General features: G+C 63.2%; 18 protein-coding genes. 12 read left to right on the top strand and 6 right to left on the bottom strand.

Annotation, left to right across the window (positions count from 1 at the left end):
- Positions 1–101: 101 nt before the first annotated feature.
- The 10 genes from AFIC_RS14750 (at position 102) to AFIC_RS14705 (ending at position 8,393) form a co-directional block, all read left to right on the top strand.
- The gene (locus tag AFIC_RS14750) at positions 102–1,043 is read left to right on the top strand and encodes a heme o synthase (protein ID WP_275246970.1); all 942 of its coding nucleotides are present in this window, start codon (positions 102–104) and stop codon (positions 1,041–1,043) included.
- A gap of 6 nt (positions 1,044–1,049) precedes the next feature.
- Positions 1,050–1,217, top strand: coding sequence for a CoxF protein (locus tag AFIC_RS14745; RefSeq protein WP_275246969.1), 168 nt, complete (start codon positions 1,050–1,052; stop codon positions 1,215–1,217).
- Between the two features lies 1 nt (position 1,218).
- Positions 1,219–1,833, top strand: coding sequence for a cytochrome c oxidase assembly protein (locus tag AFIC_RS14740; protein WP_275246968.1), 615 nt, complete (start codon positions 1,219–1,221; stop codon positions 1,831–1,833).
- Positions 1,834–1,885: 52 nt separating this feature from the next.
- Positions 1,886–2,743 (top strand): cytochrome c oxidase subunit 3, encoded by an 858-nt coding sequence (locus tag AFIC_RS14735; protein ID WP_275246967.1) that lies wholly within the window; start codon positions 1,886–1,888, stop codon positions 2,741–2,743.
- 128 nt (positions 2,744–2,871) lie between these two features.
- Complete coding sequence (locus AFIC_RS14730) at positions 2,872–3,273, top strand: DUF983 domain-containing protein (protein ID WP_275246966.1); 402 nt, start codon at positions 2,872–2,874, stop codon at positions 3,271–3,273.
- Positions 3,270–4,022 (top strand): SURF1 family protein, encoded by a 753-nt coding sequence (locus AFIC_RS14725; protein WP_275246965.1) that lies wholly within the window; start codon positions 3,270–3,272, stop codon positions 4,020–4,022. Before AFIC_RS14730 ends, AFIC_RS14725 begins: the two co-directional genes overlap by 4 nt.
- Positions 4,023–4,146: 124 nt before the next feature.
- Entirely contained in the window at positions 4,147–5,562 is a 1,416-nt protein-coding gene (thrC, locus tag AFIC_RS14720) for a threonine synthase (protein ID WP_275246964.1), read from the top strand.
- Positions 5,562–6,851, top strand: coding sequence for a M16 family metallopeptidase (locus tag AFIC_RS14715; protein ID WP_275246963.1), 1,290 nt, complete (start codon positions 5,562–5,564; stop codon positions 6,849–6,851). Before thrC ends, AFIC_RS14715 begins: the two co-directional genes overlap by 1 nt.
- A 121-nt stretch (positions 6,852–6,972) precedes the next feature.
- Positions 6,973–7,560 carry a GNAT family N-acetyltransferase gene (locus AFIC_RS14710; protein WP_275246962.1) on the top strand — a complete coding sequence of 196 codons (588 nt, stop codon included), beginning with the start codon at positions 6,973–6,975 and terminating at the stop codon, positions 7,558–7,560.
- 140 nt (positions 7,561–7,700) lie between these two features.
- Positions 7,701–8,393 (top strand): hypothetical protein, encoded by a 693-nt coding sequence (locus tag AFIC_RS14705; protein WP_275246961.1) that lies wholly within the window; start codon positions 7,701–7,703, stop codon positions 8,391–8,393.
- 72 nt (positions 8,394–8,465) lie between these two features.
- On the opposite strand, the gene AFIC_RS14700 is transcribed toward AFIC_RS14705, so the two are convergent.
- The 5 genes from AFIC_RS14700 to AFIC_RS14680 form a co-directional block, all read right to left on the bottom strand.
- Positions 8,466–8,951 carry a F0F1 ATP synthase subunit B family protein gene (locus AFIC_RS14700; RefSeq protein WP_275246960.1) on the bottom strand — a complete coding sequence of 162 codons (486 nt, stop codon included), beginning with the start codon at positions 8,949–8,951 and terminating at the stop codon, positions 8,466–8,468.
- A gap of 4 nt (positions 8,952–8,955) precedes the next feature.
- Positions 8,956–9,510: a F0F1 ATP synthase subunit B family protein gene (locus AFIC_RS14695; RefSeq protein ID WP_275246959.1), complete on the bottom strand. Its 555-nt coding sequence runs from the start codon at positions 9,508–9,510 to the stop codon at positions 8,956–8,958.
- Positions 9,511–9,576: 66 nt separating this feature from the next.
- Positions 9,577–9,804 carry a F0F1 ATP synthase subunit C gene (locus tag AFIC_RS14690; protein ID WP_002717376.1) on the bottom strand — a complete coding sequence of 76 codons (228 nt, stop codon included), beginning with the start codon at positions 9,802–9,804 and terminating at the stop codon, positions 9,577–9,579.
- A 47-nt stretch (positions 9,805–9,851) separates the two neighbouring features.
- Positions 9,852–10,595, bottom strand: coding sequence for a F0F1 ATP synthase subunit A (locus AFIC_RS14685; RefSeq protein WP_275246958.1), 744 nt, complete (start codon positions 10,593–10,595; stop codon positions 9,852–9,854).
- Between the two features lie 65 nt (positions 10,596–10,660).
- Positions 10,661–11,014 (bottom strand): AtpZ/AtpI family protein, encoded by a 354-nt coding sequence (locus tag AFIC_RS14680; RefSeq protein WP_275246957.1) that lies wholly within the window; start codon positions 11,012–11,014, stop codon positions 10,661–10,663.
- A 293-nt stretch (positions 11,015–11,307) separates the two neighbouring features.
- On the opposite strand from AFIC_RS14680, the gene AFIC_RS14675 reads away from it, so the two are divergent.
- Together AFIC_RS14675 and AFIC_RS14670 are read left to right on the top strand one after the other, a co-directional pair.
- Positions 11,308–11,931: a 2-hydroxychromene-2-carboxylate isomerase gene (locus AFIC_RS14675; RefSeq protein ID WP_275246956.1), complete on the top strand. Its 624-nt coding sequence runs from the start codon at positions 11,308–11,310 to the stop codon at positions 11,929–11,931.
- A 23-nt stretch (positions 11,932–11,954) separates the two neighbouring features.
- On the top strand, positions 11,955–12,497 hold the full coding sequence (locus AFIC_RS14670) for a hypothetical protein (protein WP_275246955.1): 543 nt from the start codon (positions 11,955–11,957) through the stop codon (positions 12,495–12,497).
- 98 nt (positions 12,498–12,595) lie between these two features.
- Here the strand turns inward: AFIC_RS14670 and AFIC_RS14665 are convergent, their stop codons facing one another.
- Entirely contained in the window at positions 12,596–14,257 is a 1,662-nt protein-coding gene (locus AFIC_RS14665) for an MFS transporter (RefSeq protein ID WP_275246954.1), read from the bottom strand.
- Positions 14,258–14,733: the final 476 nt, after the last annotated feature.

Here is a 14,733-nt window from a genome sequence, read left to right as displayed (position 1 = left end):
GTGCCGGGAAGGCACGGCGCGCCAGCGTCATCTGTCCGCCATGGCGCAGCCGTATCGGCTCTGCCGTGGCGGATAGGGTCTATCCAAGGAGTCGTTCGGACTTGTCCGTGGTCGAGCAACATTCGGTCGAATATTCTCCCCTCATCATTTCCGAGGCGGGCGTTTCGGATTACATCGCGCTTCTGAAGCCGCGGGTGATGTCGCTTGTCGTATTCACCGCGCTTGTCGGCCTTGTGATCGCGCCCGGCCATCTGCATCCGGTTCTGGCCATCACCTCGATCCTGTGCATCGCGGTCGGCGGCGGCGCTTCCGGCGCGTTGAACATGTGGTACGAGCGCGACGTCGATGCGCTGATGACTCGCACCGCCAACCGTCCGATCCCGCGCGGCCGGATTTCGTCCTCGGAGGCGGCCGCCTTCGGCATCACGCTGGCGATCTTCTCGGTGACGACGCTCGGCATTCTGGTGAACTGGCTCGCCGGCGCGCTGCTGGCCTTCACGATCTTCTTCTATGTGGTCGTCTATACGATGTGGCTGAAGCGCTGGACCGCGCAGAACATCGTGATCGGCGGCGCCGCGGGCGCATTGCCGCCGGTGGTGGCATGGGCGGCGGCGACCGGATCTCTCGCGCCGCAGCCGATCATCCTGTTTCTCATCATCTTCCTGTGGACGCCGCCGCACTTCTGGGCGCTGGCGCTGTTCCGCTCCGACGATTACGCCCGCGCCAACATCCCGATGCTGCCGGTGGTGGCGGGGCCGGACGCGACGCGATTGCAGATCCTGCTCTACACCATCGTGCTGGTGGCGGTTGCGATCTCGCCCTGGCCGCTCGGTTATTTTGGCGTGGCTTACGGCATTACGTCGGTCCTGCTCGGCGCGGGGATGCTGTGGTTTGCGGTCGATGTCTATCGCAAGCGCACCGGCAAACCGGCGACGCAGGCGGCGCGGGCATTGTTCAAGTTTTCGTTGCTGTACCTGTTCCTGCTGTTCGCGGTGCTGCCTCTCGAGGCGGCGGCGAACGCGCTGATGGCGATGGTCTGGTAGGGATGAATGGACAACGAGCGTGGCCAGGAAGAGGGGATCGTGCTGACGGATGCGCAGAAGCGCCGCCGCCGCGAGCGCTCGATTGCGATCGCGCTGGCACTCGGAATTCTGGTTGTGCTGTTTTTCGCCGTCACCCTGGTCAAGGGGCCGGCTGTTCTGATCAGGCCGATGTAGCATGAGCAACGAAACACCCACGCCCTCCCGCAAGCCGCGCGCCTCGCGCGATGTTGTCGTCGCGACGATCTGCGGTTTCGTGGTCGCGCTGATGGTTGGCGCGTCTTATGCGGCGGTCCCGTTCTATAACTGGTTCTGCCGCGCCACCGGCTTTGGCGGCACGACCCAGGTCGCGGAATCGGCGCCGACACACATTACCAACCGTTCCGTCACGGTGCGCTTCGACTCGAACATTCAGGGCGGTCTGCCGTGGAAATTCGTTCCCGAGCAGAACGAGATCAACATCAAGATCGGTGAGGTCGCGACCGTCTATTATTCGGTCACCAATCAGTCCGGGGACACCACCACGGGGCAGGCGAGCTACAATGTGACGCCGCTCACGGTTGGCTCCTACTTCACCAAGATCAACTGCTTCTGCTTCACCGAACAGACCCTGGCGCCGCGTGAGAAGCGCGACATGGCGGTGGTGTTCTATGTCGATCCGTCGATGCTGGAAGATTCCGAGCAGAACGGCACCAATACCATCACGCTGTCCTACACCTTCTATCCGGTGAAGAATCCGGCGCCGAAACCGGTTGCTGCGTCGGAGCCGGACAAGGGCAAGAAGAATTTATAAGCTAGAGTGAATTACGAGCGCCGGGCGACCGGCACCGCAAACGGAGAACGAAATGGCTGGCGGGCACGTCAAACAACACGATTATCACCTTGTCGATCCGAGCCCGTGGCCGTTCGTCGGTTCGGTCTCTGCCTTCATCATGGCGGTCGGCGCGATTTCGTGGATGCACCATCTTTATGCCGCCGCGCCGATCGTGTTCGGCGTCGGCACCATCGGCGTGCTCTACACCATGGCGAGCTGGTGGGGCGACGTGATCCGCGAGGCGCAGTACAAGGGTGACCACACCCGCGTCGTGCAGCTTCATCACCGCTACGGCATGATCCTGTTCATCGCCTCCGAGGTGATGTTCTTCGTCGCCTGGTTCTGGGCCTATTTCAACGCCGCGCTGTTTCCGGCCGATCCGGTGCAGTTCACCCGCGACGCGCTGTTCGGCGGTGTCTGGCCGCCGAAGGGGATCGAGACCTTCGACCCGTGGCACCTGCCGCTGCTGAACACGCTGATCCTGCTGACCTCGGGCACCACCGTCACCTGGGCGCACCACGCGCTGCTGGAAGGCGACCGCAAGGGCCTGAAGTGGGGTCTGATCCTCACCGTCGTGCTCGGCGCCTGCTTCACCCTGTGTCAGGCTTTTGAATACAGCCATGCGGAATTCTCCTTCGCCGGCCACGTCTACGGTTCGACCTTCTTCATGGCCACGGGCTTCCATGGCTTCCATGTTCTGGTCGGCACGATCTTCCTGACGGTCTGTCTGGTGCGCGCCTATATGGGTCACTTCACGCCGAAGCAGCATCTCGGCTTCGAGTTCGCCGCCTGGTACTGGCACTTCGTCGACGTGGTGTGGCTGTTCCTGTTCATCTGCATCTATGTCTGGGGACATGGCGCGGAGAGCATGGCCCACGCGGCCCATTGACCGGCTTCCTTGCCTCGAAAAAGTGGCCCTCCGGGCCGCTTTTTTTTATGTGAGGACCCCGCTGGGGCTGGGCTGCGTTCACGGTCTTTCGCCGAGACTTTGCCGTATCTTTTTGTCATAAAGTCCCCATGAACGACCTGCCGTCCTCACTGCCTGCCACCCCGGCGGTTTCGCCTTTCGTCACCGGATTGCGCTGCCGCTGCCCGCGCTGCGGCAAGGGGAAAATGTTCGCCGGGTTTTTGTCGCTGCGGCCGGAATGCGAGGTCTGCGGTCTCGATTACAATTTCATCGATTCTGGCGACGGGCCCGCGGTGTTCATCATCCTTCTGGCCGGGTTCCTGGTGGTGGGCGCCGCGCTGATCGTGGAGGTGAAGTATCAGCCGCCGTTCTGGGTGCATGCCGCCTTGTGGCTGCCGCTGATCCTGCTGGTGACGCTGGGGCCGCTGCGGCCGATGAAGGCGTTGATGATCGCCCTGCAATATCACCACAGGGCTGCCGAAGGGCAGCTTGCGAAGCGCGATCAGGCATGAGCCAGACGAGATCCCTGGGCAGCACGATCGGCATGACGGTGTTCGCGCTGGTGATGACGGCGATTCTCACCGGATTGGGCTTCTGGCAGCTCGAGCGGCGCGACGAGAAACATGCGCTGATCGCTGCGCTGAATGCGCGGCTGGCGGCGGAGCCGGTGCCGTTGCCGCCGTCCGGCGAATGGTCGAGGCTCACTGCCGCCCATGATGAATTCCGCCGGGTGCGCTTCGCCGCGACGTTCGAGAACAAGCCCGACGCGATGATCTACACATCCAGTTCGGCGGTACGTACCGACGTCAAGTCGCCGGGGGCCTGGGCTTTCCTGCCGGCGCGGCTCGCGAGCGGCGAGCAGGTGGTGATCAATGCCGGTTTCGTGCCGAATGAAATGCAGGGCCGGCCCGAGGAGGATCGCGCGGTCGCGCCTTTGCTGACCGGCAAGCCGGAGACATTGACCGGGTACTTGCGTTTCCCCGAGCATCCCGGATTTCTCACCGCGCATGAGAATGAGCCGAAGCGGCTCTGGTTCATTCGCGATGTCCCGGGCATCGCCGCATCGCTGAACTGGGGCAAGGTCGCGCCGTTCTACATCGATCTCGAAACGCCGGTGCCCGCGGGCGCGGTGCCGAAGCCCGGTGCCCTCGTGCCCAAGTTGCGGGATAACCATCTGCAATACGCGATCACCTGGTTCGGCCTCGCGCTCGCCGTGTTCGGCACGTTCGGCTTCTGGCTGTTCGGCAAGCGGCGGGCGTGAGCCTGCCATTTCGCTTCCTTGTCGGGATGAAGGCCAGCCGGTATGGTGCGGAATTCCACCCGGCGTTGACAAAATTAACAATCTTGTCAAAGGCTTGTGGAACTTTACGCCTTTGGAGGCATCGTTGGCGACTTATCTTTCGACCCGGGGCGAGGCCCCCAAGCTCGGCTTTTGCGACGTCATGCTGACCGGGCTTGCCCGTGACGGCGGCCTCTATGTGCCGGAAGTCTGGCCGGCGCTCTCGCGCGAGGTTATCGCCGGGTTTGCCGGTCGCCCCTATTGGCAGGTCGCGACCGAGGTGATCCGCCCCTTCGTCGCGGGTGAGATTTCCGATGCCGATCTCGGCCGCATGACCAACGAGGCTTATGCCACCTTCCGTCATCCGGCGGTGGTGCCGCTCGACCAGAGCGGGACCAACCAGTTCACGCTCGAACTGTTTCACGGTCCAACGCTCGCCTTCAAGGACGTGGCGATGCAGCTTTTGTCGCGGCTGATGGATCATGTGCTCGCCAAGCGCGGCGCGCGCACCACCATCGTGGTCGCGACCTCCGGCGACACCGGCGGCGCTGCGGTGGAAGCGTTCAAGAATCGCGAGAACGTCGACCTGTTCGTGCTGTTTCCGAACGGCCGCATCTCGGAGGTGCAGCGGCGGATGATGACGACGACGGGTGCTGCCAACGTCCATGCGCTGGCGGTGGAAGGCACGTTCGACGATTGCCAGGCGATCGTGAAGGCGCTGTTCAACCATCATGCGTTCCGCGACCGCGTATCGCTGTCCGGCGTCAATTCGATCAACTGGGCGCGCATCGTGGCGCAGACGGTGTATTACTTCACGGCGGCGGTGGCGCTGGGCGCGCCCGCGCGCGAGATCGACTTCACGGTGCCGACCGGAAATTTCGGGGACATCTTCGCGGGTTACGTCGCCAAGCGCATGGGCCTGCCGATCGGCACGCTGCGTATCGCCACCAACGTCAACGACATTCTCGCGCGAACCTTGCAGAACGGGCTTTACGAGGTGCGCGGCGTTCACGCCACGCAGTCGCCTTCGATGGACATTCAGGTGTCGTCGAATTTCGAGCGGCTGATTTTCGAGGCGAGCGGCCGCGACGCGGCGCTGGTGCGCGGACTGATGGCCTCGCTCGGCCAGTCAGGACGGTTCTCGTTGCCGGATAACGTGCTCAACGCGATCCGCGCCGATTTCGAAGCCGGTCGCGCCGACGAGACGGAGGTCGAGGCGACGATCCGCGCGGCGTTCCGCGAGGCGGGCGATCTTGTCGATCCGCACACGGCTGTGGCGCTGGCGGTGGCCGAGCGCGACGACGCCGATGCCAAAACCCCGAACGTGGTGCTCTCCACCGCGCATCCGGCGAAATTCCCCGATGCGGTCGAGAAAGCCTGCGGCACGCGCCCCGGCCTGCCGGTCTGGCTCGACGGGCTGATGGGCCGCAAGGAGCACATCACCGTCATGAAGAACGATCCCGCGGCTATCGAGGCTTTCGTGCTCTCCGCGGCCCGTATCGCCAAGCAAGAGGTTCATTGATGGCTGTCGAAATCACCAAACTTCCCTCCGGGCTCACCGTCGTCACCGATGCCATGCCGCATCTGGAAACGGCGGCGCTCGGCGTGTGGACCGGGGTCGGCGGCCGCGACGAGAGGCTGGACGAGCACGGCATTTCGCATCTGCTGGAGCACATGGCGTTCAAGGGCACCGCGAGCCGCACCTCGCGCGAGATCGTCGAGCAGATCGAGGCGGTCGGCGGCGATCTCAACGCCGCGACGAGTTCGGAAAGCACGGCTTATTACGCGCGCGTCATGAAGGCGGACGTGCCGCTTGCGATCGACGTGCTGTCCGACATTCTGGCGAATCCGTCCTTCGATACGGACGAACTGGAGCGCGAGAAAAGCGTCATCGTGCAGGAGATCGGCGCGGCGATGGATACGCCCGACGATGCGGTGTTCGAATATCTCGGCGAGTTAGCCTATCCCGACCAGCCGATGGGGCGCTCGCTGCTCGGCACGCCGGAAACGCTCGCGACGTTCACGCGCGACAAGCTGCGCGGTTATCTCACCACGCATTATCGCGGCCCCGACATGGTTGTGGCGGCTTCGGGCGCGATCGACCATCGCCGGATCGTCGCCGATGTCGAGCAACGGTTCGCTGGCTTTGGCGCCGAGGCGGGCCCGAAACCTTCGCCGGCATCGTTCGGCAAGGGTGGCTCGCGCGTCGTGCGCCGCGATCTGGAGCAGGCGCATCTGACGCTCGCGCTCGAAGGCATTCCGCAATCGGATCCCGCCTTGTTCAGCTTGCAGGTGTTCACCAGCATCCTCGGCGGAGGGATGTCGTCGCGGCTGTTCCAGGAAGTGCGCGAGAAGCGCGGGCTTTGCTATTCGATCTACACTTTCCACCAGCCTTATTCCGACACAGGTTTTTTCAGCCTCTACACCGGCACGGACCCGAGCGATGCGCCGGAGATGATGGAAGTCATCATCGACGAGATGAACGAGGCGGTCGAGACGCTGACGGAGGCGGAAATCGCCCGCGCCAAGGCGCAGATGAAGGCCGGCCTGCTGATGGCGCTGGAGAGTTGCAGCGCGCGTGCCGAGCAGTTGGCGCGTCATATTTTGGCTTATGGCCGCCCGCTAGGCACCGAGGAGATCATCGCGCGGATCGACAATGTCAGCGTCGAGTCCGCCCGCGATGCGGCAAGGGCGCTGCTCGCCCGCAGCCGCCCGGCGGTGGTGGCGCTCGGCAGCGGCCGGGGGCTGGACAAGGCGGTGGCGTTTGCGGAAGGATTGTCCGGGCCGAAGGCGAGGGCGCTTCTTCACTGAGAAGGCACTTCGCGCCAGGAGGGCGCTTCCGCACTCAGCGTCCTCCAGCGTCGCGGGTCGATTGAATGTGTTGATCGAGCGGGCTGCCCGTCCGGCTCGATGCAATGAGAGGAGAGTGGCCATGGCGTTATTCCGGTTGCCCCTCACGCTGCCTCCCGTACTCATGCCACGCGAGCGTGGCCTCTGGCTGCGCCCGCCGGCGATGGCCGATTACGAACAATGGTCAGAATTGCGGCGGACGAGCAGGGCTTACCTGACGCCCTGGGAGCCGATCTGGCCGGCCGACGATCTGACCCGGGCGGGATTTCGCCGCCGGCTGCGCCGCTATACCGAAGACATCGCCGAAGACCGTTCCTATCCCTTCATCATCATCCGCGAGAGCGATCAGAAGCTGCTTGGCGCGGTCACGCTCGCCAATGTCCGGCGCGGCATCGTCCAGAGCGGCACCATCGGCTACTGGATCGGCGAGCCTTACGCCAAGCAGGGCTATATGACGGCGGCGCTGCGCGTGCTGCTGCCGACATTGTTCGGCGAGTTGCACCTGCATCGCGTGGAGGCGGCCTGCATTCCGGGCAATCTGGCGTCGGCGCGGGTGCTTGAGAAATGCGGCTTCATCCGCGAAGGGGTGGCGCGGCGGTATCTGTGCATCAACGGCTCCTGGCAGGACCATTACCTGTATGGGTTGCTGGAGGACGATTTCGTCGGCTGACGAAGCGGGCGAAGCGCCAGTTGCGGTGCAACCTGATGTCCATGCGGCATGGTTTGGGCCCGCCTTATGCCTTGGGTTCGCCGTGATCGGCCTGTTATAACGCGACCGGAATTTTGGACTTCGGGGGATATCGAACGGCAATGACGCAGCAGTTTCCTCATGGCCGGCCTGCGGGCGCGCGTGCGCCGTTGCTTGTGGCGGCCCTGTTGAGCGTGACGCTCGCGGGCTGCGGTGGCGGCAGCATGTTCGGCGGCTCGAACGCCAGCGCCGATTCGACGGCCGCCAGCAGCCCCTCGCTCGGCAGCCGGTTCAGCCAGATTTTCGGCTCCAAGTCGCAGGCACTCGGTGAGGCGCCGCCTCCGCCGGAAGACAATAGCGGGCCGACCTGTCCCCCCGTCAATGTCCGCTTCGGCGCATCGACGCTGGCGGTGGGGCTTCCGGGCAAGCCCGCGAGCGGCATGGATCTGCGCTACCAGGCATCGATCCTGCGCACCGCGCGCGATTGCACCTTGAGCGGCGGGCAGATTACCGCCCGCGTCGGCATCCAGGGACGGATCATTACCGGCGCGGCCGGAGCGCCGCCGAGCGTCGAGATTCCGATGCGCGTCGCGGTGATGCAGGAAGGCGTCACGACGAAGGTGATCTTCACCAAGGCGCTCCAGACCTCGGTCGTGCTGAGCGGAAGCGAGGGCTACACCGATTTCAGCGCGGTGATCGAAGACATCGTTTATCCGGTGCCGCCGGGAGATACCGGCGACAATTATGTTTTCTACATCGGCTTCGATCCGGCAGGGCAAAAGCCCGCGCCACGCGCGCGCGGGCGGAAGCACTAGCTTGCCGCCATTGAACAAAGCAAAAAGGCCGGTCTTTCGACCGGCCTTTTTGTTTTTTGCTTTGCGAGAAATTCAGTTCAGCTTCGCGCCGAGGTCCTTGATGCTTTTCTCGATCAGGCCGTTGGCGACGTCGCCCTTGACCGTCAGCGAGAGCACGCTGGCGGCTGCGGTGGCTGCGGCCTCGGCGGCGGCGGCGCGAACGTCGGCGACGGCCTGCGTCTCGGCCTGCGCGATCTTGTTCTCGGCCGATTTGGTGCGGCGGGCTACGAAATCTTCCATCTTGGCCTTGGCTTCGACGGCGATCCGCTCCGCATCCGCCTTGGCGGCGGCGATGATCTCCTGCGCCTCGCGCTCGGCGCTTTGGCGGCGGGCGCGATACTCGGCAACAAGAGCCTGCGCTTCCTCTTTCAGACGGCGGGCGTCGTCGAGCTCCTTGCGGATGCGCGCGCTGCGGTTATCGAGCGCCTTGCCGATGGTGCGATGGACGCCGAAATAGCCGAAGACCGCCAGCATCAGGACGAAGGCAACTGCAACCCAGAATTCTGCTTCATGCAGCATCGCTTCAACCCTTCAGCGAGGCATCGACCGCACGGTCGATGGTCTGATTATCCGGCGCAACGCCCGAAAGACGCTGAACAATCGCCGCCGTTGCATCGGTGGCGATCGTCTTGACGTTGCCCATCGCCTTTTCGCGCATCGCGGCAATGGTCTTTTCGGCCTCGGCCAGCTTGGCGGAAAGGCTGATCTCGAGGGCCTTGCGCTCCGCCTCGGATTGCGCGGCAAGCGTGTCGCGGGTTTCCGAACCGATCGCCTGCGCCCGGGTACGGGCCTGGGCCAACTCGGTCTCGTAAGCCTTCAGCGCCAGATCGGATTCGTCGCGAAGCGCCTGGGCCTCGGTCAGATCCTTCTCGATCGTGTTTTCGCGGGCCTTGATCACCCCGCCGACGCGCGGCAGGGCAAATCGCGAGACGATGACGTAAAGCAACGCAAACGCGACCGCGAACGACACCAGCTGCGAGGCAAAGGTGTCTTTGTTGAACGGCGGAAACTCCGGCTTGCCGTGGTTCGTCGGAACCTCGGTGTGCGCGGTCGTCCCCGTTGCATGGCTCTCGGCCATAGATGTCTCCTCAAGGAATCGACGCGGGCCTCACGATAAAGCCCGCGTAAATGCCGGTGCGAAAGATCAGACGGCGAACAGCAGCAGCAGCGCGACGAGCAGCGAGAAGATGCCCAGCGCTTCGGTCACGGCGAAGCCGAAAATCAGGTTCGCGAACTGGCCCTGCGAGGCCGACGGATTGCGCAGCGCGCCGTTCAGGAACTGGCTGAAGATCATGCCGACGCCGACGCCCGCGCCGCCCATGCCGATGGTGGCGAGACCTGCGCCGATGTACTTTGCTGCGATTGGATCCATGGTGAAACTCCTTTTTGGATGCTGATGTTGGATAGAACTCGATCCGGTCAGTGACCGGGGTGAAGGGCGTCGTTGAGATAGATGCAGGTGAGGATGGCGAACACGTAGGCTTGCAGGAACGCCACCAGAAGTTCGAGGGCGCTGAGCGCGGTCGTCATCGCGAGCGGCAGCGTCGCACCGAGGATGCCGGTGGCGCCAAGTGCGCCGAGGCCGGCGACGAAGCCGGCGAATACCTTCAGGGTGATGTGTCCCGCCAGCATGTTGGCGAACAGACGAACCGAGTGCGACACCGGGCGCGACAGGAACGAGATCACCTCGATCGCCGTGATCAGCGGCAGAATGTAGAACGGCACGCCGCTCGGCACGAACACCTTGAAGAACTTGAAGCCGTTCTTGTACAGGCCGTAGAGCAGCACGGTGAGAAACACGATCAGCGCCAGCGCGACGGTGACGATCAGATGGCTGGTGACGCTGAAGGTGAAGGGGATGACGCCGATCACGTTCGCCATCAGTACGAACATGAAGATGGAGAACACCAGCGGGAAGAATTTCATGCCTTCTTCGCCGAGGCTTTCTTTCATCATCCCGACGACAAATTCGTAACTCAGTTCCGCCATCGACTGGTAGCGGGTCGGCACCAGTCGGGTGCTGCCGCCGAGCATCAAGAGCGCGACCGCGCCGACGCAGATGAACATGAACAGCGATGAATTCGTGAAGGCGATCTCCTGGCCGCCGATATGGCCCAGCGAGAAGATCTTGTGAATCTCGAATTGTTCAACCGGATCGGCCATTCCGAAGCATCTCTCTCAAATGCCGGCGGGGCCGGCTGCATCAATCGATCAGGCGATGCCGCGCATCATTGGCGGTCCGCCGGCCTGTCCGCCACTCCCGCCGTCCGCATCACGTTGATCACGCCGGCCGCGAAGCCGAGCAGGAAGAACACGATCAGTCCCCAGGGGGACGTGGACAGCAGGCGGTCGAAACCCCAGCCGATGGCCGCTCCGACAAGAACGCCTGCAATCAATTCGGATGAGAGGCGGAAGCCGCGCGCCATCGCGGATGCGTTGGCTGAGGCGTTTCCATCCCTGCCGTCCGACTGACCTGTCCGGAGATTTCGGTCTTTCCTGGTTTGGGAAAGCCGGTCTTCCAGCTGGTGAAGCCTTGTGGAGAGCGCGGCTTCATCGGCAGATGGTTTGTCTTTTTCATCCATCGTCTTCGCGTCCGTTGCGACGTGCCTGCCTGCGCCGACACCCTGTCTTTTACGCCGCGAGATCTCGGAAAAAACGCCCCAAACACCCCTGAAACCGCGCGGACCATACTGTCGGCCTTCTGGCAAGTCAAGATTGGCCGACGGTTGCATATGCCGAATAACACATTGAAATATATGTAAAAAATACGACCGTCCAAACGTCGCCCCTGGTGCGGCATGTAACTGTCGTGGATGACCTTGCACGAGCGTGCCTGCTCTGTTGGGATGCCGCTTAACTTCGGGGCGGAGTCCGCATGGCCAGGTCCGTTGAGTACTACTATTCGTTCCAGTCGCCTTGGGCCTATATCGGCCACAAGCCGTTCCTCGATCTTGCCTCCGCCCATGGCCTAGCCATCGACTACAAGCCGGTTTTCCTTGGGGAATTGTTCTCCGAAACCGGCGGTCTGCCGCTCGCCAAGCGGCATCCGCTGCGGCAGCGCTATCGCATGGTCGAGTTGCAGCGCTGGCGCGAGAAACGCGGCCTGAATTTCAATTTGCGGCCGAAATACTGGCCTTTCAGCGCGCGGCTGGCCGATGGCGTGGCGATTGCGATTGCCGCGTCGGGTGGAAATCCCGAACCCTTCATGCGCCATGTGTTCGAAGGTATCTGGCGGCACGAACTCAATCTTGCGGACCCCGATACGATCATGGCGCTGGCGGACCGGTGCGGCCTGCCGGGCACGGCGCTGATCGAACGGTCGAAATCGGTGGAGGTCGAGGATATCTATGAGCAGAACCGCCAGGACGCTATCGCTCACGGGGTATTCGGCTCGCCCGCCTACGTGCTCAACGGCGAAGTCTTCTGGGGACAGGATCGCATCGATCTGCTCGCCGATGCGTTGACATCGGGCCGCGCGCCCTTTCGCGCGGACGAATGAGAAAGCGGCGCGGGGATATGGATATGAGGATGATCGGAAAACTCTCCGCCGGATTTGCGGCCCTCGCGCTGTTCGCGGCCGCGGATGCCGCATACGCACAGACTCCGCCCGCCGACGAAAATGGCCGCTACACTTTATCTGCGATCGACAACGGTTATTTGCGCCTCGACACCCGCACCGGCGCGGTGTCGGTCTGCACCCCTAAGGGGGGCTGGACATGCCGCGTCGTGCCGGACGAGCGCGTGGCGCTGGATCAGGAGATCGGACGCCTGCAAGGACAGGTCGATACGCTCAAGACGCAACTCGCGAACCGCAACGACACGGTCAAGGGCAAGATCGACGAGCCGCTCGCCAAAACCGATTCATTGAAAGGGGACGTTCCGGAAAAATCCGCGGCGAACGGCGAGGCGGGCAGGAAGCCTGCTGGCGCCGCTATCGGCAAGGATGCGGCTACCGGTTCGCAAACCTCCTCGCAGCAGAAACTCACGGCGGCGCTCGACCGGGTCTGGCAGCATCTGATCGAAATCGCCGTTCGGGTACAGAAGAGAATTTCGGAAAACATCTGAGCGCTGGACCGGCGGCCCGCACCCTGCGCCAGGCTACAAAAAAGAAGCGACCGCGGATTGCTCCGCGGTCGCTTTTCGTCGCGCCCTCGTGAGGCGGGTTACTTCGTAATATCGACGTCCTTGGTTTCCGGCAGGAAGAACAAGCCGACAACGACGGTGATCGCCGCGAAGATGATCGGGTACCACAGGCCGGCATAGATATCGCCGGTCGAGGCCACGATGGCGAATGCAGTCGCTGGCAGCAGGCCGCCGAACCAGCCGTTGCCGATGTGATAGGGCAACGACATTGAGGTGTAGCGGATCCGGGTCGGGAACAGTTCCACCAGCATGGCCGCGATCGGGCCGTAGACCATCGTCACCAGCAGCACCAGCAGGAACAACAGGCCGATGATGGCCGCGACCTGCGGACGGAAGATATCAAACGGATTCGACATCTTCACGATGCCCGCATGGGCTGCCTTTGGATAACCCGCAGCCTGCAAGGCGGCCGTCACCGCGGGGTTGGAGTCCTTTGCATTGACGTAAGGAACATCCTTGCCGTTGATCGAAACCGCGACTGGCGAGCCGGCCGGGGCCGGAACGGTCGAGTATTTCACCGAGGACTGCGACAGGAAGGCGCGCGCCGTATCGCAAGGAGCGGTAAAGACGCGTGTGCCGACCGGGTTGAACAGGTCGCCGCAAACCTTCGGGTCGGCCTTGACCTCGACCTTCACGGTTTCGATCGCCGTTTCCAGTGCCGGGTTGGCGTAGGTGGTGATCATGCGGAAGATCGGGAAGTAGACCAGAGCCGCGATCAGGCAGCCTCCCAGAATGATCGGCTTACGGCCGATCTTGTCGGAGAGCACGCCGAACACGATGAAGAAGCCCGTGCCCAGCAGCAGCGACCACGCGATCAGCAGGTTCGCGGTGTAGCCGTCCACCTTGAGGATCGATTGCAGGAAGAACAGCGCGTAGAACTGGCCGGTGTACCAGACGACGCCCTGGCCCATGACGCCGCCAAGCAGCGCGATGAGGACGAACTTGGCGTTGCCCCAGTTGCCGAACGCTTCCGTCAGCGGCGCCTTTGAACTCTTGCCTTCCTCCTTCATGCGCTGGAAGACCGGCGATTCATTCAGCCTCAGCCGGATGATGACGGAGACGCCCAGCAGCACGACCGACATCAGGAAGGGAATGCGCCAGCCCCATGCGGCGAAGTCAGCTTCCCCGACGATGGTGCGGGTGAACAGAATCACCAGAAGGGACAGGAACAGACCGAGCGTCGCCGTGGTCTGGATGAAGGAGGTGTAGTAGCCGCGTTTGCCGGGAGGAGAGTGCTCGGCCACGTACGTGGCTGCGCCGCCGTACTCGCCGCCGAGAGCGAGGCCTTGCAGAAGGCGGAGACCGATGAGGATGATCGGGGCCGCGATGCCGATGGTCGCGGCGTTGGGCAGCAGTCCGACGATGAAGGTCGAAAGGCCCATGATCAGGATGGTGACGAGGAAGGTGTATTTGCGGCCGACGATGTCGCCGATGCGGCCGAACACCAGCGCTCCGAACGGGCGCACGAGGAAGCCGGCGGCGAATGCGAGCAGCGCGAAGATGTCACGCGTGGCAGGCGGATAGGCGCTGAAGAATTGCGCGCCGATGATCGCGGCGAGCGAGCCGTAGAGATAGAAGTCGTACCATTCGAACACGGTGCCGAGGGAGGAAGCAAAGATGACGAAGCGCTCGTCCTTGGTCATTCCTCCGCGCCGCGAAGCGGCTGCGGTCAGTGTGGTCATGTAACCCTCCCGAATACCTTATCTGAATAATTTTGCATGCACGATCCGTTGCTGCCGGATCGCGTCGTAACGCTTCACTGTATTCGCCGGGAAAATATATCGTACGATATACTTTGGTTGAGGCGGCCCGCTTGATGACTGCCGGGAAATATCCCCCGGCATCATCGCACTGTTCTTGCTGGGCGTTTTGCGCATGGTGTCAAATCGACGCAATGGCGGGGCCGCCGGTGACAAGACCGGGGGAAGACTTGGCTGTGGGAGCGGCGGACAGCAGGGAGGCGCGAAAGCGATTCTCCGAGCGGCCGTTCACGGCCGCATGGCCATGGCGGCGGCGATCACCATGGCGGGCTGGAGCGGCCGTTTGCGGCGGCGCGCGTGGCGGCCACTTGGGGGTGCCGGGGACGGATTGGGCGGTCGCCCCCCGTCCCGGCATCCGCCATTAAAGGCTTTGGCACCAATGACTTTGCCTTTATGAC

The sequence above is a fragment of the [Pseudomonas] carboxydohydrogena genome (assembly GCF_029030725.1).
GTDB classification, from domain to species: domain Bacteria; phylum Pseudomonadota; class Alphaproteobacteria; order Rhizobiales; family Xanthobacteraceae; genus Afipia; species Afipia carboxydohydrogena.
The sequence above is the reverse complement of the archived record's forward strand: the minus strand, read 5'-3'. Positions and strand labels throughout refer to the sequence as shown.

What these genes read in the sequence shown, in the direction of transcription:
- AFIC_RS14745 (WP_275246969.1), top strand. Translation starts at nt 1,050, where the DNA reads ATGGACAACGAGCGTGGCCAGGAAGAGGGGATCGTGCTGACGGATGCG.
- AFIC_RS14740 (WP_275246968.1), top strand. Translation starts at nt 1,219, where the DNA reads ATGAGCAACGAAACACCCACGCCCTCCCGCAAGCCGCGCGCCTCGCGC.
- AFIC_RS14735 (WP_275246967.1), top strand. Translation starts at nt 1,886, where the DNA reads ATGGCTGGCGGGCACGTCAAACAACACGATTATCACCTTGTCGATCCG.
- AFIC_RS14730 (WP_275246966.1), top strand. Translation starts at nt 2,872, where the DNA reads ATGAACGACCTGCCGTCCTCACTGCCTGCCACCCCGGCGGTTTCGCCT.
- AFIC_RS14725 (WP_275246965.1), top strand. Translation starts at nt 3,270, where the DNA reads ATGAGCCAGACGAGATCCCTGGGCAGCACGATCGGCATGACGGTGTTC.
- AFIC_RS14715 (WP_275246963.1), top strand. Translation starts at nt 5,562, where the DNA reads ATGGCTGTCGAAATCACCAAACTTCCCTCCGGGCTCACCGTCGTCACC.
- AFIC_RS14710 (WP_275246962.1), top strand. Translation starts at nt 6,973, where the DNA reads ATGGCGTTATTCCGGTTGCCCCTCACGCTGCCTCCCGTACTCATGCCA.
- AFIC_RS14705 (WP_275246961.1), top strand. Translation starts at nt 7,701, where the DNA reads ATGACGCAGCAGTTTCCTCATGGCCGGCCTGCGGGCGCGCGTGCGCCG.
- AFIC_RS14700 (WP_275246960.1), bottom strand. Translation starts at nt 8,951, where the DNA reads ATGCTGCATGAAGCAGAATTCTGGGTTGCAGTTGCCTTCGTCCTGATG.
- AFIC_RS14695 (WP_275246959.1), bottom strand. Translation starts at nt 9,510, where the DNA reads ATGGCCGAGAGCCATGCAACGGGGACGACCGCGCACACCGAGGTTCCG.
- AFIC_RS14690 (WP_002717376.1), bottom strand. Translation starts at nt 9,804, where the DNA reads ATGGATCCAATCGCAGCAAAGTACATCGGCGCAGGTCTCGCCACCATC.
- AFIC_RS14685 (WP_275246958.1), bottom strand. Translation starts at nt 10,595, where the DNA reads ATGGCCGATCCGGTTGAACAATTCGAGATTCACAAGATCTTCTCGCTG.
- AFIC_RS14680 (WP_275246957.1), bottom strand. Translation starts at nt 11,014, where the DNA reads ATGGATGAAAAAGACAAACCATCTGCCGATGAAGCCGCGCTCTCCACA.
- AFIC_RS14675 (WP_275246956.1), top strand. Translation starts at nt 11,308, where the DNA reads ATGGCCAGGTCCGTTGAGTACTACTATTCGTTCCAGTCGCCTTGGGCC.
- AFIC_RS14670 (WP_275246955.1), top strand. Translation starts at nt 11,955, where the DNA reads ATGAGGATGATCGGAAAACTCTCCGCCGGATTTGCGGCCCTCGCGCTG.
- AFIC_RS14665 (WP_275246954.1), bottom strand. Translation starts at nt 14,257, where the DNA reads ATGACCACACTGACCGCAGCCGCTTCGCGGCGCGGAGGAATGACCAAG.